The sequence below is a fragment of the Janthinobacterium tructae genome (assembly GCF_006517255.1).
GTDB classification, from domain to species: Bacteria; Pseudomonadota; Gammaproteobacteria; order Burkholderiales; family Burkholderiaceae_D; genus Janthinobacterium; species Janthinobacterium tructae.
Map to the genome: position 1 here is coordinate 3,105,504 of NZ_CP041185.1, position 25,569 is coordinate 3,131,072.

Here is a 25,569-nt window from a genome sequence, read left to right on the forward strand (position 1 = left end):
TGCGCGTCCAGGCTCGCTGCCATACCTTTTCATACCATTTATCAAATAATACATTGCCATAAAGCACTACACAAGATAATCAGGGGCGCGGCAGCCACAGGTCCTCCGCCGGATGGGGAATGGTGTGCCCTGCCGCAATCACCTTATAATGCTGCGATTCCTTCACGCCAGACACCTCCGCACCATGACGCTTCCCGAGAATGACACCAGCCGGCTCGACGCCATCAGCGCCGCCGCCACCGAAGTGGCCGCGCAAAACGTGGCCGACCTGCTGGCCATGGCCATCTGCCACCGCCCGGACGAACCGGCCCTGATCGTCTGCGACAAGCGCAGCTGGCTCAACGTGGTACTGACGGAAGCGTATCGCCAGGCCTTGCCGGCGGCGAGCTTCATCGATTTCGACGAGGTCACGCCGGACGCCGTACTGGCCGCGTTTGCCGAACTGCCCGCCGGCAGCCTCGTCGTGCTGATCCAGTCGACCAGCTTCCGCCTGGAAGCGTTCCGCATCCGCATCGAGCTGTTCAAGCGGGGCCTGAAAGTGATCGAACACGTGCACCTGTCGCGCATGCCCGGCGTGCAGGGACTGCACTACATCGCTTCGCTGGCCTACGACCCCGCCTATTATCGCGGCGTGGGCCATGCACTGAAAGCGCGCATCGACCGTGCGCGCCACGGCATGGTCGACAGCGGCGGCGAGCAGCTGGTGTTCGCCTCGCCGTTCGAATCGGCCAAACTCAATATCGGCGATTATGCGGGCATGAACAATATCGGCGGCCAGTTCCCCCTGGGCGAAGTATTTACGGAAGCGCAGGACCTGGAAGCGGTGAACGGGCGCGTGCGCATTTTCGTCTTTGGCGACACGCAGTTCATGGTCAACCGCCCCGACACGCCGATCACCCTGATCATCGACAAGGGCCGCGTGACGGGCACGGAAAACGCCACGCCAGAATTTACCGCCATGCTGGAGATCATCCGCGCGCATGAGGGCGACGTGTGGGTGCGCGAACTGGGCTTCGGCATGAACCGCGCCTTTTCGCGCGAGCAGCTGGTCAACGATATCGGCACCTATGAACGCATGTGCGGCATCCATTTGTCGCTGGGCGCCAAGCACGGCGTCTACACCAAGCCGCAGTTCAAGCGCAAGGATGCGCGCTACCACGTCGATATCTTCGCCGTCACCGAGGCCGTTTACCTCGACGACGAGCGCGTGTACGCGGATGGCGCATGGACGCTGGAAGCCGCCACCTTCAACTAAAAAATCCTGCCGCTGCCAGCTCGCGGTCCCACGGCGGTACGGGCTGGTATTCGGCCACCAGGAAATCGATCAGCGCGCGCACCTTCGGCGACGGCTGCCGGCTGGCCGGATACAGGGCGCTCAAGTGATTCAGCGGTAGCTCCCAGCCGGGCAGCACGGGCAGCAGGCTGCCATCGAGCAGATTGCGCCAGGCGAGGAAGGTGGTGCTGTAGACGATGCCCAGTCCCCGCAGCGCCGCCTGGTGCAGCACCAGGCCATTGTTCGCCGTGAAGCCCGCCTGCACGCGCACGCCCACTTCCTCTCGCTGTTCTCCCCCTCCCCGCTGGAAATGCCAGTGCGTGCCATCGGTCAGGTGGCTGAAATGCAGGCACTGATGCTGCAATAAATCTTGTGGCACCTGCGGCACGCCCCATTGCGCCAGATAGGCGGGACTGGCGCACAGCACGGCGCGGCAGGGCGCCAGCGGGCGCATGGCCAGCGCGCTGCTGTCCGGGATGCCGCCCACGCGTATCGTCAGGTCGAAGCCGTGGCGTATCGGGTCGAGCAGGGCATCGTCGACAAACAACTCGGCCCGCACCTGCGGGTGCAGCAGGCTGAAACGGGCGACGGCATCGGCCAGCCACGCGCTGCCGAAACTCGACGGCGCCTGGATGCGCAGCGGCCCGGCCAGCTCCGCCCCCGCTCCCGTCTGCGCCACGTGCGCCACCATGCGCGCCGCTTCCTGCGCCTGGCTGACGGTCGCCATGCACGGCGCCAGGTAGGCGCGACCTGCGTCCGTCAGGCTCACTTCGCGCGTGGAACGGTGCAGCAGGCGCGCATGCAGGCGCTCTTCCAGCTGCATAATGGTCTTGCTGACCATGGCGCGCGTCAGGCCCAGGCGCTGCCCGGCCAAGGTGAAGCTGCGCTGGCGCGCCACTTCGACAAAGATTTCCATCGCTTTTAGTTGATCCATGTCAAAGATTGTCTGCGTTTTGGCGACAATCTGTCAACCAGAGGGCGATTGTTTGCGCACTGTCCCCATCCTACAATGGCGCCTTCTACCAATCTCCGGAGCCGCCGCCATGCTGACGATCGAACAACAAGAACAATACCAACGCGACGGCTACCTCATCCTGCCCGATTTCAAGGGTGCGGACGAAATCGCCGCCTTGCGCGCGCGCGCCGAGCAGATTGTCAACGAATTCGACCCCAGCGTCAGCCAGTCCATCTTCACCACGCGCGACCAGGCGAAGAACACCAACGATTATTTTCTCGCCTCCGACAACACCATCCGCTGCTTCTTCGAGGAAGAGGCGTTCGGCCCAGACGGCCAGCTGAAGCAGGCGAAATCGCTGTCGATCAACAAGATCGGCCACGCCATGCATGACCTGGACCCCGTCTTCCGCGCCTTTTCGGCCGACCCGAAACTGGCCGAGGTGGCGCGCGACCTGGGCCTGGCGGACGCGCAGGTCTGGCAATCGATGTACATCTTCAAGCAGCCCGGCATCGGCGGCGAAGTGCGCTGGCACCAGGACGCCACCTACTTCGAAACCACGCCGATCAGCGTGACCACCTTCTGGTTCGCGCTGGAAGACGCGACCCTGGACAACGGCTGCCTGTGGGCCGAACCGGGCGGCCATCGCGGCCCCCTGCGCGAACGCTTCATCCGCAACGGCGACACCGTGCGCGTGGAAAAACTCGACGCCATGCCCTGGCCCGACGACAGCACGGCCGTGCCACTGGAAGTGAAGGCCGGCGCCCTGGTCTGCTTCCACGGCTTGCTGCCCCATTACAGCGCGCCAAACCGCTCGCCCGTTTCGCGCCACGCCTACACCTTGCACGCCACCGATGGCCAGACAGAATACGCGGCGCACAACTGGATACAGCGCGACGCGGCGTTCCCCGTGCGGGGCTTCGTCTGATGCGCATCGACGTCTTCGCCGCCCACTGGGGCAATAACGAGCTGGCGCCCGAGGTCTTCATCGACAAGGTTCTGGCGGCCGGCTTTGACGGCATCGAAATGTCGCTGCCGCTGGACGTGGCCCTGCGTGAGGAGTGGACGCAGCTTATCTCCAAGGCGGGCCTGCAACTGATCGCCGCGCAGTGGGAAACCGTGTTCCACAGCGACTTCGATCTGCACCGCGCCGCCCTGGCGGAACTGCTGGAAAACGCCTGCCTGGCGCGCCCCGTGCTGGTCAACACGCACACGGGCAAGGATTACTACAGCCAGGCGCAGAACGCGCAGCTGATCGACCTGGCCGCCGCCATTTCGGAAAAGCACGGCGTGCCCATCGTGCATGAGCTCCACCGCAGCCGCTTTTCCGGCCACCCGATGCTGCTGCTGCCGTATCTGCAGCAGTATCCGCACCTGCCCTTGACGGCTGACCTGTCGCACTGGTGCTGCGCCTGCGAATCGCTGCTGGAAGACCAGCCACAGACCCTGGCGCAGGTGCTGCCGCTGGTGCGCCATGTGCATGCGCGCGTGGGCCATGCGCAAGGGCCGCAGGTGGCAGACTTCCGCGCGCCGGAAGCGAAACAGGCGCTCGACGCCCACCTGGCGTGGTGGGATGCCATCGTCGCCCTGCGCTGCGCGGCCGGCGCCGAGCGCATGACGTTCACGCCGGAATTCGGCCCCGCACCCTACCTGCAAACGCTGCCCTGGACGCAGCAGCCCGTGGCGAACGCCTGGGAACAGAACGTCGCCATGCTCAATCTGCTGCGCGCGCGGTACGCGCGCCTGGAGAGTGCGCCGGACTCACGATGACGGAAAAAACCATGCGATTCATTGCAATTGGCCAACATCGAAGTGAGTATCCCCATCCCATCACCTTCGCAAGGGGAACTCCGCTTGTCATAGGCGATAGGTATGAAGGCGCTGAAGGTTGGGATAATTGGTATTTCTGCACGATACCGACTCATTCCGGAGGCTGGGTTCCAGAACAACTCATAGAACGCGGTATGCATCCTGGCCATGGTGTGGCGAAAGATGACTATACGGCCAAAGAGCTTGATGTCGATGAAGGAGACGAGTTTCAAGCGATAAAATTCTTGAATGGTTGGCTATGGTGCCAACGACTTTCCAATCATGACATTGGCTGGGTACCGATGAGCATTCTTCAAAGCATCGAATAAGATAGCCCGCCTGCTTCGAGGTTTGGGGTGTAAGGCATTTCGAGATGACGAATCCACACAAGGAAAAATTTCGGCGTTTCTGACCTGGCCCCCACAATCCGGTGCCGCCCCCATTTGCTATTAAGTAGCGCGCTATATATACTGTGCCCATGGATACCACCACCGCCCCCAATCCGCTGCACCAGGTGCCGCGCCTGGACAGCCAGCTGTGCTTTGCGCTGTACTCGACTTCACTCGCCATGAACAAGCTGTACCGCAAGCTGCTGCGTAAACTAGGTCTCACGTATTCGCAATACCTGGTGATGATGGTGCTGTGGGAGCGCGACGGCTTGACGGTCTCGGAAGTGGGCGAGCGCCTGTTCCTCGACTCGGCCACCCTGACGCCCTTGCTCAAACGCATGGAGCAGGCCGGCTTGCTGAACCGCGCGCGGGCCGCCAGCGACGAGCGCCAGGTCATCATTTCCCTCACGCAGCAAGGCGACCAGTTGCGCCATGAAGCGGCCCTGCTGCCCGAAGCCATCCTGACGGCCAGCCACTGCAGCATGGAGCAGGTTGTGGACATGAAACAACATCTGAACCAGTTACGCGACAGCCTGATGAAAAGTGAATAAAAGCGCCGCTTTTCCGAGCAAAATCAGGCAAAGCATCGCCCTGACAGCGCCAGGCAAAAGCTGGTGCGAAATCTGCCTTTATTTATTACAAATCGATACAAGGAAGACCCCACCCTGCGTATAGAATAGTTGCCACTATTTCTTTACAACAACATCAGGGTGACCATGCGCATACCTTTCGGCTCCGTAGCCTCGTTGGCTTTGTGTTTTACCGTGTCGGCTTTCGCTGCCGAACCATTCGACGACAAGTTCCGCCAGCTTGAAGAAGTGCTGCCCACCCCGAATACCTACCGCACCGCCTCCGGCGCGCCAGGCCACGCCTATTGGCAGCAGCGCGCCGACTACACCATCCGCGCCACCCTGGACGAAGCCAAACGCGAAATCGCCGGCAGCGGCAGCATCACCTACCACAACCAGTCGCCCGACACCCTCGGCTACCTCTGGCTGCAGCTAGACCAGAATATCTACAAGCCCGATTCCGACGCGCGCCGCATGACCACGGCGCCCTCGCGCCAGGCGTGGGCCAAAACGGCGGGCGACGAAACGATGAAGTTCGAGGGCTTGCGCGGCATGCTCGCGCGCGGCGACTTCCAGGGCGGCTTCCATATCCGCGCGTTAAAAGGCGCGGACGGCCAGCCTTTGAAGTATGTTGTGAACCGCACCATGATGCGCATCGACCTGCCGCAGCCCCTGAAGCCAGGCCAGGACTTCGTCTTCCAGATCGACTGGGACTACCGCATCAATGAACAGAAGGTGCTGGGCGGACGCGCCGGCTATGAAGTCTTCGACGACAAGAACGCCCTGTTTGAAGTGGCGCAGTGGTTCCCGCGCATGGCGGCCTATTACGATGCGGCTGGCTGGCAGCACAAGCAGTTCCTCGGCTCCGGCGAATTCACGCTGGAATTTGGCGACTACGACGTGCAGCTGACGGTGCCTGCCGACCATATCGTCGCCGCCACGGGCGAACTGCAAAATCCGCAGGACGTGCTGTCTTCCACGCAGCGCGAGCGCCTGGAAAAGGCCCGCGGCAGCGACAAGCCCGTCGTCATCGTCACGCAAAAAGAGGCGGAGGCGGCCGAAAAAACGCTGAGCCGCGCGCAAAAGACCTGGCACTTCAAGGCGGCCAACGTGCGCGACTTCGCCTGGGCATCGAGCCGCAAGTTCATCTGGGATGCGCAGGGCTACAAGAAGGGCGGCAGCGATGTGATGGCCATGTCCTACTATCCGAAAGAGGGCAATCCGCTGTGGGAAAAATACAGCACGCAAGCCATCGTGCACACGATTGAACAGTACAACAAGTACAGCATAGCCTACCCGTACCCGACGGCCATTTCCGTCAACGGCCCTGTGGGCGGCATGGAGTATCCGATGATCTCCTTCAACGGCCCCCGTCCGGTGAAAGACAAAAAGACGGGCGAACTGACGTATTCGAAGCGCACCAAGTATGGCCTGATCGGCGTGATCATCCACGAGGTGGGCCACAACTACTATCCGATGATCATCAACTCGGACGAGCGCCAATGGACGTGGATGGACGAGGGCCTCAACACCTTCGTGCAGTACCTGGCGCAGCAGGCGTGGGAAGAGAACTACCCAGCCTCGCGCGGCGAGCCACGCGAAATCGTCGACTACATGCGTAGCCGCGACCAGGTGCCCATCATGACCAATTCAGAATCGTTGCTGCAGTTCGGTAACAACGCCTACGCCAAGCCGGCGGCGGGCCTGAACATCCTGCGCGAAACCATCCTCGGACGCGAACTGTTCGACTACGCGTTCAAGGAATATGCGCAGCGCTGGAAATTCAAGCGCCCTACGCCCGCCGATTTTTTCCGCACCATGGAAGACGCTTCCGGCACGGACCTGGACTGGTTCTGGCGCGGCTGGTTTTATACCACCGATCCGGTCGACATCAGCATTGACGGCATCAGCGAATACGGCGTGAGTTCCAAAAATCCGGAAACGGAAAAAGCCTGGAAAAAGGCGCAGAAGGACGCCCAGCCGGAATCGGTCACGAGCCGCGCCAACAAGGGCATGCCGCGCCGCGTCGACGCGCATCCGGAACTGAAGGACTTCTACAACCAGCACGACGACTTCACGGTGACCAACAAGGACCGCAACGCCTATGCCGAGGCGCTGGCCGCGCTGGAACCGTGGGAAAAAGACTTGCTGAAACAAGGCAAGCACCTGTACCTGGTCGACCTGTCAAACCTGGGCGGCATGGTCATGCCGCTGATCCTCGAAATCGAACTGAAAAGCGGCAAGAAATACGTCGAGCGCGTGCCGGCCGAAGTGTGGCGCTACTCGCCGAAGAGAATCACCAAGGTCGTCATCACCGATGAACCGATGGTGGGCCTGGTGCAGGACCCGTACTGGGAAACGGCCGACATCGACACCAGCAACAATAGCTGGCCGAGAAAGATCACGCCATCGCGCCTGGAACTGTTCAAGAGCGAGAAGTCGCCCAAGGATAACCTGATGCGCGATTTTAAAACGCCGCTGAAAGGCAGCGGCGCGGACAAGGGCGACGAGGCGTGAAGCGCTGGCGCGCACTGGTTGCCGCCATGCTGGCCTGCGCCAGCATGGCGGCCGGCGCCCACAATTTCCACATGGGCATCGCCGACATCAGCTATAACGCGGCCAGCGGCAGCACCGAAGTGGTGCACACCTACACGGGCCATGACGTCGAGACGCTGCTGACAAATCTGTACCAGCGCCGCTTCGACCTGGGCCAGGAAGACAGCGAAGCGGCCCTGCGCCGCTATGTGGAAAAACAGTTTTATCTCGTGGCGCCGGACGGCAAGCGATTGCGCCTGAACTGGGTCGGCATGAAGGTCAATGCCGACAACGTGGTGATTTTCCAGGAGATCGAGCACACGCGCCTGGCACCCGCCACGCGCATCCACAACCAGTTGCTGATCGATTTCCTGCCCAGCCAGCGCAACACCCTCAATGTGCAGGACAGCGGCAGCATCCAAACGCTGATTTTCGACCGCCAGAATACGGAACTGCCGATCCGCTAATCCCCGGTTCCCCCAGACACCCATGACACCACGCCCTCTTCCCCTGCTCCTCGCCGCCCTGTTTGCAGCAACCGCCGCCCACGCCGACGACATCTTCCAGCGCGTGCTGATCGACGGATCGCGCCTGAACCAGCTGGGCGTGGCCGATTCGGCCAACGCGGGCAGCGTCACGCAACAGCAGCTCGACGCGCGCACCAGCTACCGGCCCGGCGAATTGCTCGAAGCCGTGCCGGGGCTGATCGTCAGCCAGCATAGCGGCGAGGGCAAGGCCAACCAGTTCTACCTGCGCGGCTTCAACCTCGACCACGGCACGGACTTGCGCACCACCGTCGACGAGATGCCCGTCAACCAGCGCAGCCATGGCCATGGCCAGGGCTGGACGGACCTGAACTTCCTGATCCCCGAACTGGCCATGCGCCTCGATTACAAAAAGGGCCCGTATGCGGCGGCGCAAGGCGATTTTTCCTCGGCGGGAGCAGCCTCTATCATCTATGCAAACCGCCTGACGCAGGGCATCGCCAGCGCGGGGATCGGGCAAAACGGCTTTCGCCGCACCCTGCTGGCCGATTCGTTTGACGCGGGCGACGGCAGCCTGCTGTACGCGCTCGAAGCGCAGCATAACGATGGCCCGTTCACGCAGCCGGACCGCTACCGCAAGCTCAATGGCGTGCTGCGCTACAGTCAAGGCTATGCCAACAACGGTTTCAACGTCACGGCCATGGCGTACGACGCCAGCTGGCATGCCACCGACCAGATTCCGCTGCGCGCCGTGCAGGAGGGTAGCTTGGGCCGCTTCGACGCCATCGATGCCAGCGACGGCGGCAAGGCGCAGCGCTACAGCCTGTCGGGCGCCTGGCGCCAGACCACGGACGACATATCGTCCAGGGTCAGCGCGTATATGATCGCCAACCGCCTGGCCCTGTTCTCGAATTTCACGTATGCGATGGAAGATCCGGTCAACGGCGACCAGTTCGCCCAGCCCGACCGGCGCGTGACGACCGGCCTCGATGCCAGCCACACCTGGCACCGCCATACGGACAGGGGCAGCAGCGACACCACCATCGGCGTGCAGCTACAGAACGACAATATCCACAATGGCCTGTACCACACGCGCCAGCGCCAGATCCTGTCGACCACGCGGCAAGACCATATCGTCGAAACCAGCATCGGCGTGTATGGCGAAAACAGCACGCGCTGGTCGCGGTCGCTGCGCACGGTGGCCGGCCTGCGCGCCGATGCCTACCGCTTCGATGTGCGCAGCGACCGCGCAGCCAATTCGGGCCAGGCCAGCGACCATTTGTTCAGCCCCAGCCTGAGCGTGATCGCCGGTCCGTGGCGCGAGACGGAAGCGTATCTCAACATCGGCAATGGTTTTCACAGCAACGACGCGCGCGGCACGACAATCACGCTCGACCCGAAGACGGGCGAGGCGGCCGACAAGGTCACGCCCCTGGTGCGCTCGCGCGCCCTGGAAGTCGGCTTGCGCAGCGCCGCCATCGCCGGCCTGCAAACCTCGCTGTCGCTGTACCGCCTGGACTTCGATTCCGAGCTGCTGTTCATCGGCGACGCCGGCGCCACCGAGGCGGGCCGCCCCAGCCGCCGCTATGGCATCGAGTTTTCCAGCTACTACAAGGCGGCCAGCTGGCTGTCGCTGGACCTGGACCTGGCGTATGCGCGGGCGCGCTCGCGCGGCAGCGACCCGGCCGGCGACTTCATTCCCGGCGCCATCGAAGGCGTGGCCCAGCTGGCCATGACGCTGACGCCGCGCGGGCCATGGTCAGGCTCTTTGCGCCTGCGCTACTTCGGCCCGCGCCCCCTGACGGAAGACAACAGCGTGCGCTCGTCGGCCAGCGTGGGCTTGAACGGGCGCCTCGCCTACCAGATCGACAAGACCTTGCGCGTGGAGCTCGAAGGCTACAACCTGGCCAACCGGCGCGACTCGGCTATCGATTACCACTATGCCTCGCGCCTGCCCGGCGAGGCGCAGCCGGTCGACGATATCCACTTCCATCCAGTGGAATCACGCTCGCTGCGCCTGACCCTGGTAAAGAATTTTTAACGCAACAAGCATAATTCCTGGCGGACGTAACACAAGAGTCGCCGCGAAGTCGTAGAATGCCAGGCTGGATAAACTGAGACAGGCCGCGTTCCGGCCCGCACCGCCATGAGCACTTCCGCACCGATCTTTACCGACCCGTCCCACGTCAAGGACGCCTTGCGCGATGACGGCTATGCCGTCCTGCGCCCGCAGGACGTGGCCGCGCTGGCCGGCTGCCCGCTGGCCGCGCTGCGCGCGCTCGAACCGAGCTGGAATACCCTGGCGCTGGACAATTACCTGAAGGATGGCGGCCGCTATCGCCGCCGGCGCCACTCGTGCTTCGTGCAGGATGGCGCGCGCCTGACGCAGACGGCGCACCGCCCGCACTGGCAACCGGTGGAATACAACGCCCTGCATGGCGGCATGCACCGCCTGTTCGAGCCGGTCGAGCCGGCCATCGTCGCGCAGCCAGCCTGGCAACAGCTGATCCGCGCGCTGGGTGAGGTCTGCTCGCAGGTGAAGGGCAGCCAGCCGTGGTTCATCGAGGCGCACCAGTTCCGCATCGATACGACCGATGGCATCGGCCGCCCCACGCCGGAAGGCGCGCACCGCGACGGCGTCGATTTCGTCGCCGTGCTGCTGATCGGACGCGAACAGGTCAAGGGCGGCGAGACGCGCATCTTCGAAGCCCATGGTCCCAACGGCAAGCGTTTTACCCTGACCGAGCCATGGTCGCTGCTGCTGCTCGACGATGCCGCGGTGATCCACGAATCGACGCCGATCCAGCCCATCGGCGAGCATGGCCACCGCGATACGCTGGTGCTGACGTATCGCGCCGGCCAGTTCCAGGGTGAAAACTGACAGGCGGCCACAGCATTCCCTGTGGCCAAAATAGTTACCTGGAAGTTACTTTTGCAGACCTAAATCCGATATAGTCATACGATGTCGATATTGCGCGCTCACCGCGCCCAGCATCACCACACTGAAATTCTAGGAGAGGTCTGTGGACTCCAACAACCAAATCAAGCCTGACGAAATCGAGATCCTGATCGTCGAGGACAGCCCGACCCAGGCGGAGCGATTGCGCCGCCTGATCCAGTCGCTGCACTACAACGCGCGCGTGGCGGCGAATGGCCAGCTGGCCCTGGCCGCCATCCGCGAGCGCAAGCCGCATCTGGTGCTGTCCGATATCGTCATGCCTGAAATGAATGGCTACGACCTGTGCCGCGCCATCAAGTCCGATCCGACCCTGCGCGACATTCCCGTGATCCTCGTCACCTCGCTCAACGACCCGAAGGACATCATCCGCGGCATCGAATGCGGCGCCGACAATTTCATCCGCAAGCCATATGCGGAAGACTACCTGCTCAACCGCATCAGCCACATGCTGATGAACCAGAAGCTGCGCAAGAACCAGAACGTGGAAATCGGCATCGCCCTGTACCTGGGCGACCAGAAGCACTTCATCAATGCGGAGCGCCAGCAAATCCTCGATTTGCTCATTTCCACGTATGAACAGGCAGTGCAGGTCAACGGCGAACTGCAGGCGCGTGAACGCCAGGTGATTGAATTGAACATGCGCCTGGCGCACCATGCGGCCGAACTGGAAACCATCAACCGCGAAATCGCCCTGAAAAACCTGGAGCTGGCCGAGGCGAGCCGCATGAAGTCCGCCTTCATCGCCAATATGTCGCATGAACTGCGCACGCCGCTGAACGCCATCATCGGGTTTACCGGTGCACTGCTGATGAAACTGCCCGGCCCCCTGACGTCCGACCAGGACAAGCAGCTCAATACCATCCGCGCCAGCGCGCGCCATCTGCTCTCCTTGATCAACGACATCCTCGACGTGGCCAAGATCGAAGCGGGCAAGCTGACCCTGTCGATCGAGCCCGTGCACTGCCAGGAGCTGATGACCGAAGTGGCCGACACCTTGCGCCCCCTGGCCCAGCAAAAGGGCCTGGTGCTGGAAATGGCACTGGGAGAAGCGGGCCAGCCGCCCGCCATCATCGACACGGACCGCCGCGCGCTGACGCAAATCCTCATCAACCTGCTCAACAACGCCATCAAATTCACGGAACAGGGCACGGTGCGCATCAGCCTGTCCCAACGCGAAGAAGACGGCGGACTGGTGACGGAAATGAGCATTGCCGACAGTGGCGCCGGCATCAAGGAAGAAGACCAGGCCAAGCTGTTCCAGGCCTTTTCGCAGCTCGATTCCACCTCCACGCGCCACGTGGAAGGCGCGGGACTGGGCCTGTACCTGTGCCAGAACCTGGCCAACGCCATCGGCGGGGCCCTGTTCTTCAATAGCGACTACGGCTCCGGCAGCACGTTTACGCTGGCCCTGCGCAGCAAGCCCTGATTCGGGTGCGTCGCAGCATAAATCTGGATTTTTTGCCATCTGAAGTAGATTGATACCGTAGTTCTACGGTATTGCACCGCACCATTTTCAGCGCTATAGTGGAACTGTCTCCTCCAATTCGTTCCCTGAACATTGGATTCAGCCCGCGCTAGTACGCGGGCTTTTTTTTGCCTGCGATTTCCACGCCTCTTCATCTTTCCTTAACTAAATCAAACGATTTAGTTATATCAATCGTTTGAGATATGTGATTAAATCTCCGGCATGATTGAAAAAAACGCCATCCCCACTCCCCACGCCGACGACGGACGCAAGCCCCGTTCCGATGGCGAGCAATCGCGCGAGCGGCTGCTGCATAGCGCCATCCGCCTGTTTGCCGAGCAGGGCTACGCCAAGACGTCCACGCGCGAACTGGCGCAGGCGGCCGGCACCAACGCGGCCGCCATCAGCTACTATTTTGGCGACAAGGCGGGCCTGTACCGCGCCGCCTTCGCGCAGCAATCGTCGGACCCGCAAGATAATATCGCCCTGTACGAGCAGCCCCATTTCACCCTGCGCCAAAGCCTGGAAGGCTTTTATGCGCAATTGCTCGCCCCCATGCAGCAGGGCGAGATCGCGCGCGACTGCATGCGCCTGTGGTGCCGCGAAATGCTCGAACCGACGGGCCTGTGGGCACGCGAGATCGACCAGAACATCCGTCCCGAACACGAGGCGCTCACGCGCGTGCTGGCGCGCCACCTGGGCGCACCCGACAACAGCGACGACATGCACCGCCTGGCGTTTTCCATCGCCTCGCTGGCACTGCAGCACATGGTGGGCGCCGAAGTGCTGCAAACCTTGCGTCCGCAATTGCTGGAATCGCCGCACGCCATCGACACCTGGCTGGCGCGCATGACCGACTACGCGCTGGCCATGGCCGACGTGGAGCGCCGGCGCCTGGCCATTCCTCCCTCTCCCCCTACCGCTCAATGACAAGCAGAAGGACCAGCATGACGACTATTCGATGCACCGTTCAACGCGCCCTGGCTGCCAGTATCGTGCTGGCGCTGGGCGGCTGCGCCCTGCAGGGGCCGCCCGCGGCCGTGGCCGCCAGCGCACCCGCGCAATGGCAGGCGCCGCTGCCGCATAACGGCAAGCTGACGGACCTGGCCAGCTGGTGGCAGGGCCAGGGCGATAGCCTGCTGGTGGAACTGATTACCGATGCGCAGCAGGTCAGCCCGACCATCGCCGCCGCCGGCACGCGCATCGTGCAGGCGCGCGCGGACAGCATCGCCAGCGGCGCCGCGCTGGCGCCCAGGCTCGATGCGACGGGCAGCGTGGTGCGCACCAGCCAGCAATCGGCGCAGCCGGGCGGCACCACCTCGCAGGCCGCCTTGCAGGCGTCATGGGAAATCGATGTATTTGGCGCCAACCGTGCCACGCGCGATGCGGCGCAGGAGCGCTACGACAGCGCCCGCGCCGGCTGGCATGAGGCCCGCGTCTCGGTCGCCGCCGAAGTGGCGAACCAGTACTACGCCTTGCGCACCTGCCAGCAACTGCAGGCCGTGGCCGAACAGGATGTCCTCTCGCGCCGCGACTCGGCACGCCTGACGGAACTGAGCGCCGGCGCCGGCTTCCAGCCGCCCGCCAACGCCGCCCTGGCCCGCGCCAGCGCCGCCGAAGGCGCCAGCCGCGCCATCGAACAGCGCGCCGCCTGCGATGTGAATGTCAAGGCGCTGGTGGCCCTGTCGGCCGTGCCGGAAGAGACGCTGCGCCAGAAGCTGGCGGCCAGCCCCTTTGTTGCGCCCTCGCCCGTGGCGATTGCGCAACTGCCGGCGCAAACCCTGGGCCAGCGTCCCGACATCTACAGCGCCGAACGCGAAGTGGCGGCCGCCAGCTTCGAAGTGCGCGGCGCCCAGGCGCAGCGCTACCCGCGTCTGAGCCTGGCCGGCTCCATCGGCAAGGGCAATATCCGCGCTGGCGGCACCAGCATCACGGCCAGCACCTGGAGCATCGGTCCGCTGGCCGTCAGCCTTCCCATCTTCGACGGCGGCACCCGCCGCGCCCAGGTCGATGCGGCTACGGCGCGCTACGACGAAGCGGTGGTGAAGTACCGCGCCGGCGTGCGCCAGGCCGTGCGCGAAGTGGAAGAAGCCTTGGTCAACCTGGCCAGCACGGACGAGCGCAGCGGCCACGCGAAAACGGCCCTGGAAGGCTATCGCGTGTCGTTCGTCGCCACCGAAGACCGTTACAAGAATGGCCTGGCCAGCCTGATCGAACTGGAAGACGCGCGCCGCACGCGCCTGGCCGCCGAAAACACCGTGGTCAACCTGGCGCGCGAACGCAGCGCCGCCTGGGTAGCGCTGTACCGCGCCGCCGGCGGCGGCTGGAACAGCAGCAACGCCATCGCCAACAATGCCCCCTGACGGATACGACAACATGAAAAAAATGACCTTGAAACCGATGGCTCTCGCCCTTGCCGCCCTTTGCGTGATGCTGGGCGCCGGTGTGGCCCTGTACTCCCCATCCTCCACGGCGGCCGACGATGCCAAGGACAAGAACGCGGCGCAAAAGCCTGCGCTGACCGTCACCACGGCCAAGCCGCAAACGGCCAGCCTGCCCATCAAGCTGAAGGCCAACGGCAACGTGGCCGCCTGGCAGGAAGCCGTCATCGGCAGCGAATCGAACGGCTTGCGCCTCACCGACGTACGCGTGAATGTCGGTGACGTGGTGCGCGCCGGCCAGGTGCTGGCCGTGTTCTCGAACGACACCGTCAACGCCGACGTGGCGCAGGCGAAAGCGGCGGTGCTGGAAGCGGAAGCGAATGCGGCCGAGGCGGCAGCCAACGCCCAGCGCGCCCGCTCGCTGCAAAGCACGGGCGCCATCAGCGCGCAGCAGATCAGCCAGTACCTGACGGCCGAACAGACGGCCAACGCGCGCATTGCCTCAAGCAAGGCGCAGCTGGCGTCGCAGCAACTGCGCCTGAAATACACGCAGGTGGTGGCCCCCGACAGCGGCATCATCTCCTCGCGCTCGGCTACTGTGGGGTCGGTGGTGGGCGCCGGCACGGAACTGTTCCGCATGATCCGCCAGGGCCGCCTCGAATGGCGCGCCGAAGTGACGGCTACCGAGCTGCTGAACCTGAAACCGGGCACCCTGGCGCAAGTCAAGGCGGCCAATGGCAGCGTTTTGACGGGCAAGGTGCGCATGATCGCCCCTACCGTCGATCCGCAGACCCGCTCGGCCCTCGTGTACGTGGACCTGCCGGCCAGCAGCGGCAACAATGCGCCGTTCAAGGCCGGCATGTACGCCAGCGGCGAATTTGAACTGGGTACCTCGGGCGCGCTGACGGTGCCGCAGCAGGCCATTGCCGTGCGCGATGGCTTCAGCTATGTCTTCCGCCTCAATGCCGACCAGCGGGTCAGCCAGATCAAGGTGCAGGCCGGACGGCGCCTGAGCGACCGCATCGAGATTGTAAGCGGCATCACGGCCGACACGACGATTGTCGTCAGCGGCGCCGGCTTCCTCAATGACGGAGATTTGGTCCGTAATGTGAAAACCCCGGTTCAGACGCCGGTGGCTGCACCGGCAGCGAAAAAGTAAGGAGAGGCCATGAACTTTTCCTCCCTCTCGATCAAGAATCCGATCCCGGCCATCATGCTGTTCGCGCTGCTGACCCTGGCCGGCCTGCTGGCCTACAAGGCCAATCCGGTGCAGGATTTCCCTGATATCGAACTGCCTATCGTCACCGTCAGCGCGGTGCTGCCCGGCGCTGCGCCGGCCCAGCTGGAAACGGAAGTGGCACGCAAGATCGAAGACTCCGTCGCCACCTTGCAAGGCGTGAAAAACATCTACACCAAGGTGCTCGATGGCGTCGTCACGGTGACCGTCGAATTCATCCTGGAAAAGCAGATCGCCGAAGCCGTCAACGATGTGCGCGACGCCGTCGCCCGCGTGAAAGCGGACATGCCGGCCGAGCTGCGCGACCCCACCGTCACCAAGGCGTCCACCGCCGGACGCGTGGTGCTGACCTTTATCGCCACGGCGAAACCCGGTGTCGATAATCCGCTCGACTCTCCCGACTTGTCCTGGTTTGTCGACAACACGGTGGCCAAGCGCCTCTTGACAGTGCCCGGCGTGGGCGCCGTCAACCGCGTGGGCGGCGTCTACCGCGAGATCCAGGTGGAACTCGACGAGGCGCGCATGGCCGCATTGAAAGTGTCGGCCCTCGACGTCTCGCGCCAGCTGCGTCTGGTGCAGCGCGAAGCGCCTGGTGGCCGGGGCGACATCAGCGGCGCCGAGCAGTCGGTGCGCACCATCGCCACCGTCAAAACGGCCGATGAACTGTCGCGCGTGGAAGTGCCGCTGCCGGATGGACGCCATGTGCGCCTGGACCAGGTGGCCACCGTGCGCGACACCATTGCCGAACCGCGCGCGCTGGCCGAGCAAGATGGCAAGACGGTCGTCGCTTTCGAGGTATTCCGCACCAAGGGCGCCAGCGAAGTGGCCGTCGCCAAGGGCGCACGCGACGCCATCGCCGACCTGCAGAAGGAAAACCCCAACGTGGTACTGCAGCAGTCGATCGACAATGCCTTCCCCGTCGAGGAAAACTTCGAAGGCTCGATGGAGCTGCTGTACGAAGGCGCGCTGCTGGCAGTGCTGGTAGTGTGGTGGTTCCTGCGCGACTGGCGCGCCACCCTGGTGGCTGCGGCCGCCCTGCCCCTGTCCGTGATGCCGGCTTTCCTCGGTATCTACTGGTTCGGCTACACGCTCAATACCGTCACCCTGCTGTCGCTGGCGCTGGTCGTCGGCGTGCTGGTCGACGACGCCATCGTGGAAATCGAGAACATCGAGCGCCATCTGCGCATGGGCAAGTCGCCCATGCAAGCGGCGATGGAAGCGGCCGACGAAATCGGCATGGCGGTGATCGCCACCACCTTCGCGCTGGTGGCCGTATTCCTGCCGACGGCCTTCATGAGCGGCATTCCCGGCCTGTTCTTCAAGCAGTTCGGCTGGACGGCCGTGCTGGCCGTGCTGGCTTCCCTGGTGGTGGCGCGCCTGCTCACGCCGATGATGGCCGCCTACATCCTGAAACCGCTGCCGCACAAGGAAGAAAAGGATGGCTGGCTGATGACGCGCTACCTGCACGTGATGCGCTGGTGCCTGAACCACCGCGGCGTCACGGCCATCGCTGCGGCCCTGTTCTTTGTCGGCGCCATCCTGCTGGTGCCGCTGCTGCCGACGGGCTTCGTGCCGGCCGCCGACCGCGCGCAGACGCAGATCAACCTGGAACTGCCCCCCGGTTCCACCTTGGCCGAAACGCAGGCCGTGGCAGCCATGGCGCGCGACGCGGCCATGCAGACGCCTGGCATCAAGGGCGTCTTCAGTTCGATTGGCGGCGGCTCCAGCGGCGACGCCTTCGCCCCCGGCGCAGCGGCCGAGGCGCGCCGCGCCGTGCTGACCCTGACCACCGTGCACCGCACCGAACGCAAGGAATCGATGGCGGGCCTGGAAACGCAGTTGCGCCACAAACTCGATACGATCCCTGGCGCCCGCTTCACGGTGGGGCCGCCCGACACGGGCGTCAAGATGCAGCTGGTGCTGCGTTCGGAAGACCCGGTGGCATTGATGGCGGCGGCGCAAAAGGTCGAGCGCGAGCTGCGCGGTCTGAAAGGCATCGGCAACGTCAATTCCAGCGCCTCGCTGGTGCGCCCGGAAATCATCGTGCGTCCCGATTTTGCCAAGGCGGCAGACCTGGGCGTGACGGCGGCAGCCATCGGCGAGACGGTGCGCGTGGCCACGGCCGGCGACTACGATACGGACCTGACGAAAATGAACCTGCCCGAACGGCAAGTGCCGATCCGCGTCAAGCTGCCCAACAGCGTGCGCGCCGACCTGGCCGCCATCGAGCGTCTGAGCGTACCCGGCAAGAATGGTCCCGTGCGCCTGGCGAACGTGGCCAGCGTGACGATGGAAAGCGGCCCGGCACAGATCGACCGTTTGAACCGCAGCCGCAACGTGACGCTCGACGTGGAACTCGGTTCGCGCACCCTCGGCGAATTGAATGAAGAAGCGCGCGCACTGCCGTCGATGAAGAATCTGCCGCCTTCCGTGAAGATCGCCGAACTGGGCGACGCGCAGGAAATGGCTTCGCTGTTCGCCAGCTTCGGCCTGGCCATGCTGATCGGCGTGCTGTGCATCTACTGCGTGCTGGTGCTGCTGTTCAAGGACTTCATGCAGCCGGTGACCATCCTGGCGGCGCTGCCCTTGTCGATCGGCGGCGCCTTCGTGGCGCTCCTGATCACGGGCAGCGCCCTGTCGATGCCGTCGATGATAGGCCTGATCATGCTGATGGGGATCGTCACCAAGAACTCCATCCTGCTGGTCGACTATGCGATCCTGGCGCGCCAGGCCGGCATGAACCGCTTCGATGCGCTGGTCGACGCCTGCCACAAGCGCAGCCGCCCCATCCTGATGACGACGATTGCCATGGGCGCCGGCATGATGCCGCTGGCGCTGGGCTGGGGCGCCGATCCGAGCTTCCGTTCGCCGATGGCGATCACCGTCATCGGCGGCCTGATCACCTCGACTTTACTGAGCCTGCTGGTGGTGCCGGCCGTGTTCACCTATATCGACGACCTCGAGCACCTGCTCAAGCGCGGCATGGCAAAACTGCGCCGCCAGAAGGCGCCGCTGCGGCGCGATGACAGGGCGGCGCTGGAAAAATAAGCGCGCCATTGTTTGCAAAATCGCCCCCTGCGGGCAAGGAAGCGAAGGACCGGCCGCCAGGCCGCGCTCCCTCGCTTCCATCTATCTGGCATACTGCGCCCATTCTCCATGAACGCAATCTGCCCTGCCTATGAATTACCGCACCCCGCTCGTCCTGCTAATGGTATCCGCACTGCTCGGCGCCTGTTCGGACAAGACCATCCCCGCCAGCACCGACGCGGCAGTTGACGTGGTAGCCGATGTCCCCGCCGCCGCTGACGATACCGCATCGGCCGAACACGTGCCGCCGCCGATTGCCACCGCGCCCAAGACGGAAGAGATGAACACGCCGCAGGCGCGCAAGCGCGAGGCGGGCATGATGCGCGCCGTCTTTGGCAAGGACTATCGCGGCGACAGCGACGATGCGCTGGCCGACCTGCCCGATCCGGACAACCATGTCGACAAACTCAGTTATGTCGTCAGTGCCGTCAGCCACAGGCTGCTGCCCGATGGCCGCGCCATCCTGGTGGCGAATGCGGAAACGGCCAACACGGAAGGCACGGCGGAATCGGCGCACGCCTCGCCGGGACTGTTGAACGTGTTTTTCCTGGCCCCCAAGGGCCAGCCGGAAGACGGCCAGTGGCAAGTCGTGAAACGGCTGGAAAACATCGCCGCCCTGGGTTCGTCGGGACAACTAGGTGAAGTCCACTGGATCATGCTGGGTGCGAACAAGCCGGGACTGGCGATCCGCCACGGCTATACAGGCCAGGGATACACCATCACGCAACTGGCCCTGTTTGAAATCGGCGACGCCAAGGTCACCTCACTCGATGGCGGCATGGACCTGTATTCGGACAATATGGGCGCCTGCGGGCCTGAAACGGACGAGTGCTGGATGGTCGACGGCAAGTGGCGCTTCGCCACGGCGCGCAATGGCGGCGCCTACGACGACTTGCTGATCGATTTCACGGGAGCGTCCGAAAAGATCAAGCCGGGCGTCACGCTCAAACCGGACCAGGACCCGCCGCGCATCGCCACCCCCCTGAATGGCCATGCGCGTTATGCATTCGATGGCAAGGGGTACAAACTGGTTGAAGGGAAGAATACGGTGCCTGGCGTGTAAACACCTGTTCAAACCTACTGCGCGTCGCGATTTGCGGTTTCCGATGCTCGCTGACTCGGCGTCCCCGTGCATTCGCACAGCTCCGCGTCTCGACCGCAACTCCCATCCGCTCGCTACGGTTTTACCAGGTGTTTCTACTGTTTGCGCGCCGCCTCCAGGCGCGCCAGCAGCGGCGCATACATAGCCCGCGTATGGCTGCTCCAGCGGGCCATGGCGCTGTCGATGTCGAGCAGCAGGCGATCCGACAACAGCTTGTCGCCCTGCTGCAGCGCCCAGATCGCACACTCGGCGCGGCAGTCGAAGCTGTTGTAGCGCGTCAGCGCGTCGTCGAATTCCGCCTTCGCTTCCACCTGGCGCCCGCTTTGCGCCAGCGCGCGCGCCGTCAGCAGCGACACCATCTCGGGACGGAAATGCATATCCGTGCGGCGGATGAATTCCAGGTGCGTCAAGGCCTCGGCGCCACGCGCGCATTCCAGGTAGGCGCGTGCCGCGCCCAGGCGAATTTCCAGGTCCGATGAAAACGCTCCCTGCAGGCAGGCTTCATACGTCGATGCCGCTTCCTGCGCATCGCCCGCTTCGAGCAGCGCGCTGGCCAGGCGCATCTGGTTTTGCGCCGTCGGCGTGTACTCGAAGGCGGCCTTCGCCTCACGCAATTCCCGATTCGGATCGAGCACCTGCACGGCCACCGAAGCGACCTTGCGCGCGCCTTGCGGCAGGCGCGAATTGGGCAGGTAGATGGCGAAGAAATACACCACGCTGCCCAGCAGCGGGAACATGAATAAAATGAGCAGCCAGTACAGCTGCTGCCCGTTGCGCACAACGTGAATCGCAAAAAATACTGCGATCAGGATGTGGATGCCTATGCCAAAAATCGTCATATTACAACCTCGTTCGTGACGGGAGCCGCTGGCACCATGCCGCCGCTTTCCCTGCTCAGAATATTACACTGGCCGCGCCGTGCACACGCGCCTATTGCGTCTTGGCCGACCAGCCGCCGCCCAAGGCCCGGTACAGATCCACCGAGGCGACGAGGATACGCGTCTTCAGCTGCAGCAAGCCCACGTCGGCGCTGTACAGTGTGCGCTGGGCATCGAGTTCTTCCAGGTAGGAGGCGTAGCCATTGCGGTAGCGGTTGTGCGCGATGCGCAAGGTGTCCGCCGCCGTAGCGCGGCGCGCGTCGTTTTCCACGGCTTGCTGCTTGAGCCGGTAGATGGCGCCCAGGCTGTTCTCCGTTTCGGCGAAGGCATTGCGCACCACGTTTTCATACGCGTACACCAGTTGGTCGCGCTGTGCGCCGGCCGCATCGGTCTGCGCCTGCACGCGCCCGCCATCGAACAGGGGGCCGGCCGCCAGCGCCGTCAGCCGCCACAGGGCCGTCGGTGCATGCAGGAAATCGGTGAGCGTTGTGGCTTGCCCGCCGCCCGCCGCCGTCAGCTTGAACGAGGGCAGCAGCTGGTCGCGCGTGGCGGCCAGGCTGGCGTTGGCGGCCGCCAGGTTGTGTTCCGCGCGCGCGATGTCGGGCCGCCGGCGCAACAGTTCGGACGGCAGGCCGGCAGGCACGCCCGGCGGCGCCAGCTCGGCAAGGGGCAAGCCGCGCGCGATGGCGCCAGGATTGCCGCCGACGAGGATCGCCAGCGCGTTTTCCTGCTCAAAAATCTGCCGCTGCAGCTGTGGCACCTGCTCGGCCGCCGCATGGTATTCCGATTGCGCCTGCAGCCATTCCAGCCGCGAACTGTAGCCCACCTCGAACTGCTTGCGCGCCAGCTCGCGCGACTGTTCGCGCAGCTGCAAGGTCGATTGCGTCAGCGCCAGCTGTGCGTCGAGTCCGCGCAGATTCAGGTAACTCGTCGCCACGCTGGCGGCGATCGACAGGGCCGCCGCATCGAGGCTGGCCTGTTCGGCGCGATAGCTTTCGCCGGCTGCGTCGCTCAGATTGCCCAGCCGGCCCCATACGTCGATTTCATAGCTGGCCTGCAGTTCGGCCTGGAAGACATTCGTCACATACGGCGTGCCGCTCGACGCCAGGGTGCGCGTGCGCGTGGGCGAACCGTCAAAGGCCAGGTTCGGCGCGCGGTTGGCATCGGCCTGCGCCAGGCGTGCGCGGTATTCCTGCACGCGGGCGCGCGCCACGCGCAAGTCGCCATTGCGCGCCAGCGCTGCACCCACCAGATCACTTAGCACGGGATCGCCGAAGGCCTGCCACCACAGCTGTTCCACCTGTGTGCCATGCGCGGACACTGCGCCGCCCTCGGCTGGCGCGCGCCAGCCGGACGGCAGTTGCAGGGCCGATGCGGGTTGCGGTGGCGCGTTCGCGGCGCAGCCGGCAAGCGCCAGCACGCCGGCCATCAGCCATACGCGGCGCTTCATGGCTTGGCTTTCTTTGGCGCAGGCGGGGGCGCGGGATTGTCCGCCGAGTCATTCAGCACGGCGGACGTGTCGACGCTGACCACCACCGACATGCCCGGCACGAGCCGGCGCGCATTCGCCTGCCCCGCATCGATGCGGATGCGCACGGGAATGCGCTGGGCAATTTTGAGGTAGTTGCCCGTCGCATTATCGGCCGGCAGCACGGAAAATTCGGAACCGGTGGCCGGCGAAATGCGCTCCACCTGGCCCGTCAGCACGGCGCCGTCGAGCGCGTCGACGTGGAAGGTGGCGCTCTGCCCTTCCTGCACGCCGTTCATCTGCGTTTCCTTGAAATTGGCGATCACCCACATCTGGCGCGGCACCAGCGCCATCAGCTGCGCGCCGGAGTTCACGTACGCGCCCTGGCGCACCGTCACCTGGCCCAATTGGCCGTCGGATGGCGCCACGATGCGCGTGTTATCGAGGTCGATCTTCGCCGCCTTGACGGCCGCCTGCGCATTCGCCACGGCCGCTTCCAGGGCCTGCTTGTTGACCAGCACCGATTGCACGCTTTGCTGGGCGATGTCAAGATTGGCGCGCGCCTGCGCCAGTGCGGCGGCCATCTGCGCCTGCGTGGCGCGCGACTGGTCGTGTTCGCGCTGCGACAGCGAACCGTCAGCCACCAGCTGCTCCACGCGATTCAAATCGGCGCTGGCCTTGCGCGCCTGCGCTTCCGCGTTGGCCAAAGCCGCCTCGCTGACGGAAATGCCCGCCTGTGCGCTGGCCTTCTGCTGCGTCCAGTTCGACAGCGCCGCCTGCTGCGCCGCCAGCTGCGCCTGCGCCTGCTCGTAGCGCTGCTGGTAGATACGGTCATCGATGCGCACCAGCAGCTGCCCTTCCTTCACATCCATGAAATCCTGCACCGTCACTTCCACCACATAGCCGGACAGCTGCGTGCCGATGATGGTCACCTGCCCGCGCACGGTGGCGTTTTCCGTCGTCACGATGGGGCTGGTGAACGGCGGCAAACGCCACGCGTACAGCACGATCAGCACGCCCACCAGGGCCACGGCGGCAAAGGCCAGCGCGGACAGCCACTGGTGGCGCCGGTCCGGCTGCGCCATGGAAGGGGCGGCGGGTGCGGGTGCGGTGGGAGGTGCTGGCGGTGTAGTGTTATTTTCTGTCATTGCTCGGTTCCGAATTGGTAATGGGGACGATGGCCATGGCCGTCTGCGCATCGCGCACGGGGCCGACCAGGCGACGCGCGCCGGTGGTGATGCGGCTCCAGGACTGGCTGACCAGCATCCAGATCAAGGTGGCGATGGCGACACCGGCGATCATCAGAAAGACGTCGTTGTAAGCGAGCACATTGGCTTCGCGCGTGGCGATGGCGCCCAGGCGCGCCACGCCCTGGGCGCTGCGCAGGGCCGGGTCCATCAGCACGCCGCCATAGCTTGCGGCGCCCGACTGCACGCGCGCGGCCACCTGCGGGTCGAGCATGGTCAGGTGCTCGACCAGGTAGCTGGAATGGTATTTTTCGCGCGCCGTCTGGATGGTGCCGACGATGGCCGAACCGAGCAAGCCCCCCAGGTTCTGCGTCATGGTAAACATCACGGAAAAACTCACCAGGTTGCGCGGTTCGGCAATCACGGCGCCCATGCCGGCCACCATGGTGGGGCCGAGGAAATACGTGCCGCCAAAGGCCAGCAGGAACTGGCTGACATACATGTTGACGGGGCGCGTCTGGCTGGTGGCGTGCGCGTCGATCAGGGCGCCGGCGGCGATCAGCAGCAGCGCGAACATCAGCGAGCGGTTCAGCGTCTTCGGATTGATCGTCAGCGCGCTGACCACCAACCCTGCCACGCTGCCCAGGAGCACCACGATGAACAGGTTCTGCATCTGGTCCGTGTTCAGGCCCAGCGCCTGCAGGAAGCCGACGGCCCCCGTCGACTCGGACAGCACGATGCGAAACAGCAGCACCGATAAAAACAGCTTGGCGATCTTGCCCGTGGTAAGCCAGCGCGTATTGAGCAGCGGGCGCGCGCGGTTATGCTCGATGGCCAGCGAGGCGGCGATCAGCACGATGGAGCACGCCAGGCACACGCCCACCCACTCCGATTCCATCCACCATGCCGTGCGCCCCTGCGCCAGCACGGCGCACAACAGGGCGACGCCGGGCGCGAACAGGATAAAGGTGAGGAAGTCGAGCGGCTCGAACGTCTGCACGCGGTCGCCGGGCGGCAGTTTCAGCGCCAGCACGCAACCCAGCGCCAGCAGGGCCAGTCCCAGTTCGAACAGGTACAGGCCATGCCATTCGCCGATCTGCAGCAGTTCGGAGGTGAAGATGCGCGCCAGCGGCAAGGCCAGCTGGGCAAAGCCCAGGCCCAGCACCACGCCTTTCAGGCGGTGGCGCGCGGGAAACGCCTGCAAGGTGTAGTACAGGCCCAGCACCCCCAGCGCGCCGCCCACCATGCCATGCGCGGCGCGCACGGCGATTGCCGACGGCAAGGTATTGGCATACAAGTGGGCGAACGTCACCAGCGCATACAGCACCAGGAACGCTTCCGTAAACAGGCGCAGGCCGAACTGCTGGCGGAACTTCACCAGCAGCAGATTCATGGAGACGATGGTCATCACATAGGCGGCCGGCAGCCATTGCATCTGGTAGGCATAGGCGGCCAGCGAACCTTGCAGGTTCAGCAAATTGGCCGTCACCAGGCCGTTGCCGAGCCCCCCCGTCAGCGCGACGATCAGGCCGACGATGAAATACGCGACACGCTTGGGCGTCGAATGTTCGGGCATCGATGGCGACCCGGGCAAGGTCGGGCGTTCGCCCGGCCCCCAGGTGCGAGGTGTGTACTTGTCCATGCGGTAATCGCGATCCGGTTTGCTGAAGCCGTTCTTTGCTGGCGTTATGGAAATAGTTGCAAATGAACAGTTCTAATCAGCAGCATATCACCGCAGGACGTTTTTATTGTTTACATTGTTGCATGGCGTTGCGCATGCGGCGCAAACA

Annotated in this window: 20 protein-coding genes; 15 read left to right on the forward strand and 5 right to left on the reverse strand. The window is 64.2% G+C overall.

Annotated features, from left to right (window positions below; translation table 11 throughout):
* Positions 1 to 184: 184 nt before the first annotated feature.
* Entirely contained in the window at positions 185 to 1,255 is a 1,071-nt protein-coding gene (locus tag FJQ89_RS13530) for a M29 family metallopeptidase (RefSeq protein ID WP_141170541.1), read from the forward strand.
* On the opposite strand, the gene FJQ89_RS13535 is transcribed toward FJQ89_RS13530, so the two are convergent.
* Entirely contained in the window at positions 1,248 to 2,207 is a 960-nt protein-coding gene (locus tag FJQ89_RS13535) for a LysR family transcriptional regulator (protein WP_243136546.1), read from the reverse strand. The two genes, FJQ89_RS13530 and FJQ89_RS13535, sit on opposite strands and share 8 nt — an antisense overlap.
* A 109-nt stretch (positions 2,208 to 2,316) precedes the next feature.
* On the opposite strand from FJQ89_RS13535, the gene FJQ89_RS13540 reads away from it, so the two are divergent.
* The 14 genes from FJQ89_RS13540 (at position 2,317) to FJQ89_RS13605 (ending at position 20,207) form a co-directional block, all read left to right on the forward strand.
* On the forward strand, positions 2,317 to 3,156 hold the full coding sequence (locus tag FJQ89_RS13540) for a phytanoyl-CoA dioxygenase family protein (RefSeq protein WP_141170542.1): 840 nt from the start codon (positions 2,317 to 2,319) through the stop codon (positions 3,154 to 3,156).
* The gene (locus FJQ89_RS13545; protein ID WP_141170543.1) at positions 3,156 to 3,998 is read left to right on the forward strand and encodes a sugar phosphate isomerase/epimerase family protein; all 843 of its coding nucleotides are present in this window, start codon (positions 3,156 to 3,158) and stop codon (positions 3,996 to 3,998) included. The genes FJQ89_RS13540 and FJQ89_RS13545 overlap by 1 nt, the downstream gene beginning before the upstream one ends.
* The gene (locus tag FJQ89_RS13550; protein WP_243136547.1) at positions 3,995 to 4,366 is read left to right on the forward strand and encodes an SH3 domain-containing protein; all 372 of its coding nucleotides are present in this window, start codon (positions 3,995 to 3,997) and stop codon (positions 4,364 to 4,366) included. The genes FJQ89_RS13545 and FJQ89_RS13550 overlap by 4 nt, the downstream gene beginning before the upstream one ends.
* A 149-nt stretch (positions 4,367 to 4,515) precedes the next feature.
* Positions 4,516 to 4,977, forward strand: coding sequence for a MarR family winged helix-turn-helix transcriptional regulator (locus FJQ89_RS13555; protein WP_141170544.1), 462 nt, complete (start codon positions 4,516 to 4,518; stop codon positions 4,975 to 4,977).
* A 165-nt stretch (positions 4,978 to 5,142) separates the two neighbouring features.
* Positions 5,143 to 7,512 carry a M1 family metallopeptidase gene (locus FJQ89_RS13560; protein ID WP_141170545.1) on the forward strand — a complete coding sequence of 790 codons (2,370 nt, stop codon included), beginning with the start codon at positions 5,143 to 5,145 and terminating at the stop codon, positions 7,510 to 7,512.
* Positions 7,509 to 7,997, forward strand: a complete 489-nt coding sequence (locus FJQ89_RS13565) for a DUF6702 family protein (RefSeq protein WP_141170546.1) — start codon at positions 7,509 to 7,511, stop codon at positions 7,995 to 7,997. Before FJQ89_RS13560 ends, FJQ89_RS13565 begins: the two co-directional genes overlap by 4 nt.
* Positions 7,998 to 8,019: 22 nt before the next feature.
* The gene (locus tag FJQ89_RS13570; protein ID WP_141170547.1) at positions 8,020 to 10,056 is read left to right on the forward strand and encodes a TonB-dependent receptor; all 2,037 of its coding nucleotides are present in this window, start codon (positions 8,020 to 8,022) and stop codon (positions 10,054 to 10,056) included.
* Positions 10,057 to 10,161: 105 nt separating this feature from the next.
* The gene (locus FJQ89_RS13575) at positions 10,162 to 10,896 is read left to right on the forward strand and encodes a 2OG-Fe dioxygenase family protein (protein WP_141170548.1); all 735 of its coding nucleotides are present in this window, start codon (positions 10,162 to 10,164) and stop codon (positions 10,894 to 10,896) included.
* 142 nt (positions 10,897 to 11,038) lie between these two features.
* On the forward strand, positions 11,039 to 12,400 hold the full coding sequence (locus tag FJQ89_RS13580; protein ID WP_141170549.1) for a hybrid sensor histidine kinase/response regulator: 1,362 nt from the start codon (positions 11,039 to 11,041) through the stop codon (positions 12,398 to 12,400).
* A gap of 261 nt (positions 12,401 to 12,661) precedes the next feature.
* Entirely contained in the window at positions 12,662 to 13,369 is a 708-nt protein-coding gene (locus FJQ89_RS13585) for a CerR family C-terminal domain-containing protein (protein WP_141170550.1), read from the forward strand.
* Positions 13,370 to 13,386: 17 nt separating this feature from the next.
* Positions 13,387 to 14,802, forward strand: coding sequence for an efflux transporter outer membrane subunit (locus FJQ89_RS13590; RefSeq protein WP_243136548.1), 1,416 nt, complete (start codon positions 13,387 to 13,389; stop codon positions 14,800 to 14,802).
* 13 nt (positions 14,803 to 14,815) lie between these two features.
* Positions 14,816 to 15,979 (forward strand): efflux RND transporter periplasmic adaptor subunit, encoded by a 1,164-nt coding sequence (locus FJQ89_RS13595; protein ID WP_141170551.1) that lies wholly within the window; start codon positions 14,816 to 14,818, stop codon positions 15,977 to 15,979.
* A gap of 9 nt (positions 15,980 to 15,988) precedes the next feature.
* Entirely contained in the window at positions 15,989 to 19,105 is a 3,117-nt protein-coding gene (locus tag FJQ89_RS13600; protein ID WP_141170552.1) for an efflux RND transporter permease subunit, read from the forward strand.
* 130 nt (positions 19,106 to 19,235) lie between these two features.
* Positions 19,236 to 20,207 carry a hypothetical protein gene (locus FJQ89_RS13605; RefSeq protein WP_141170553.1) on the forward strand — a complete coding sequence of 324 codons (972 nt, stop codon included), beginning with the start codon at positions 19,236 to 19,238 and terminating at the stop codon, positions 20,205 to 20,207.
* Between the two features lie 134 nt (positions 20,208 to 20,341).
* Here FJQ89_RS13605 and FJQ89_RS13610 read toward each other — a convergent pair whose 3' ends face one another.
* The 4 genes from FJQ89_RS13610 to FJQ89_RS13625 all read right to left on the reverse strand — a co-directional run bounded on the left by FJQ89_RS13610 (position 20,342) and on the right by FJQ89_RS13625 (position 25,421).
* Positions 20,342 to 21,085: a tetratricopeptide repeat protein gene (locus FJQ89_RS13610; RefSeq protein WP_141170554.1), complete on the reverse strand. Its 744-nt coding sequence runs from the start codon at positions 21,083 to 21,085 to the stop codon at positions 20,342 to 20,344.
* Between the two features lie 91 nt (positions 21,086 to 21,176).
* The gene (locus FJQ89_RS13615; RefSeq protein WP_141170555.1) at positions 21,177 to 22,574 is read right to left on the reverse strand and encodes an efflux transporter outer membrane subunit; all 1,398 of its coding nucleotides are present in this window, start codon (positions 22,572 to 22,574) and stop codon (positions 21,177 to 21,179) included.
* Entirely contained in the window at positions 22,571 to 23,740 is a 1,170-nt protein-coding gene (locus tag FJQ89_RS13620) for an HlyD family secretion protein (protein ID WP_141170556.1), read from the reverse strand. The genes FJQ89_RS13615 and FJQ89_RS13620 overlap by 4 nt, the downstream gene beginning before the upstream one ends.
* Positions 23,727 to 25,421 (reverse strand): MFS transporter, encoded by a 1,695-nt coding sequence (locus tag FJQ89_RS13625; protein ID WP_205704604.1) that lies wholly within the window; start codon positions 25,419 to 25,421, stop codon positions 23,727 to 23,729. Before FJQ89_RS13625 ends, FJQ89_RS13620 begins: the two co-directional genes overlap by 14 nt.
* Positions 25,422 to 25,569 lie beyond the last annotated feature (148 nt).

Coding starts and splice junctions, on each gene's coding strand:
- FJQ89_RS13545 (WP_141170543.1), top strand. CDS start 3,156: ATGCGCATCGACGTCTTCGCCGCCCACTGGGGCAATAACGAGCTGGCG.
- FJQ89_RS13540 (WP_141170542.1), top strand. CDS start 2,317: ATGCTGACGATCGAACAACAAGAACAATACCAACGCGACGGCTACCTC.
- FJQ89_RS13530 (WP_141170541.1), top strand. CDS start 185: ATGACGCTTCCCGAGAATGACACCAGCCGGCTCGACGCCATCAGCGCC.
- FJQ89_RS13550 (WP_243136547.1), top strand. CDS start 3,995: ATGACGGAAAAAACCATGCGATTCATTGCAATTGGCCAACATCGAAGT.
- FJQ89_RS13600 (WP_141170552.1), top strand. CDS start 15,989: ATGAACTTTTCCTCCCTCTCGATCAAGAATCCGATCCCGGCCATCATG.
- FJQ89_RS13590 (WP_243136548.1), top strand. CDS start 13,387: ATGACGACTATTCGATGCACCGTTCAACGCGCCCTGGCTGCCAGTATC.
- FJQ89_RS13585 (WP_141170550.1), top strand. CDS start 12,662: ATGATTGAAAAAAACGCCATCCCCACTCCCCACGCCGACGACGGACGC.
- FJQ89_RS13620 (WP_141170556.1), bottom strand. CDS start 23,740: ATGACAGAAAATAACACTACACCGCCAGCACCTCCCACCGCACCCGCA.
- FJQ89_RS13605 (WP_141170553.1), top strand. CDS start 19,236: ATGAATTACCGCACCCCGCTCGTCCTGCTAATGGTATCCGCACTGCTC.
- FJQ89_RS13625 (WP_205704604.1), bottom strand. CDS start 25,421: ATGGACAAGTACACACCTCGCACCTGGGGGCCGGGCGAACGCCCGACC.
- FJQ89_RS13570 (WP_141170547.1), top strand. CDS start 8,020: ATGACACCACGCCCTCTTCCCCTGCTCCTCGCCGCCCTGTTTGCAGCA.
- FJQ89_RS13595 (WP_141170551.1), top strand. CDS start 14,816: ATGAAAAAAATGACCTTGAAACCGATGGCTCTCGCCCTTGCCGCCCTT.
- FJQ89_RS13535 (WP_243136546.1), bottom strand. CDS start 2,207: ATGGATCAACTAAAAGCGATGGAAATCTTTGTCGAAGTGGCGCGCCAG.
- FJQ89_RS13575 (WP_141170548.1), top strand. CDS start 10,162: ATGAGCACTTCCGCACCGATCTTTACCGACCCGTCCCACGTCAAGGAC.
- FJQ89_RS13615 (WP_141170555.1), bottom strand. CDS start 22,574: ATGAAGCGCCGCGTATGGCTGATGGCCGGCGTGCTGGCGCTTGCCGGC.
- FJQ89_RS13560 (WP_141170545.1), top strand. CDS start 5,143: ATGCGCATACCTTTCGGCTCCGTAGCCTCGTTGGCTTTGTGTTTTACC.
- FJQ89_RS13555 (WP_141170544.1), top strand. CDS start 4,516: ATGGATACCACCACCGCCCCCAATCCGCTGCACCAGGTGCCGCGCCTG.
- FJQ89_RS13610 (WP_141170554.1), bottom strand. CDS start 21,085: ATGACGATTTTTGGCATAGGCATCCACATCCTGATCGCAGTATTTTTT.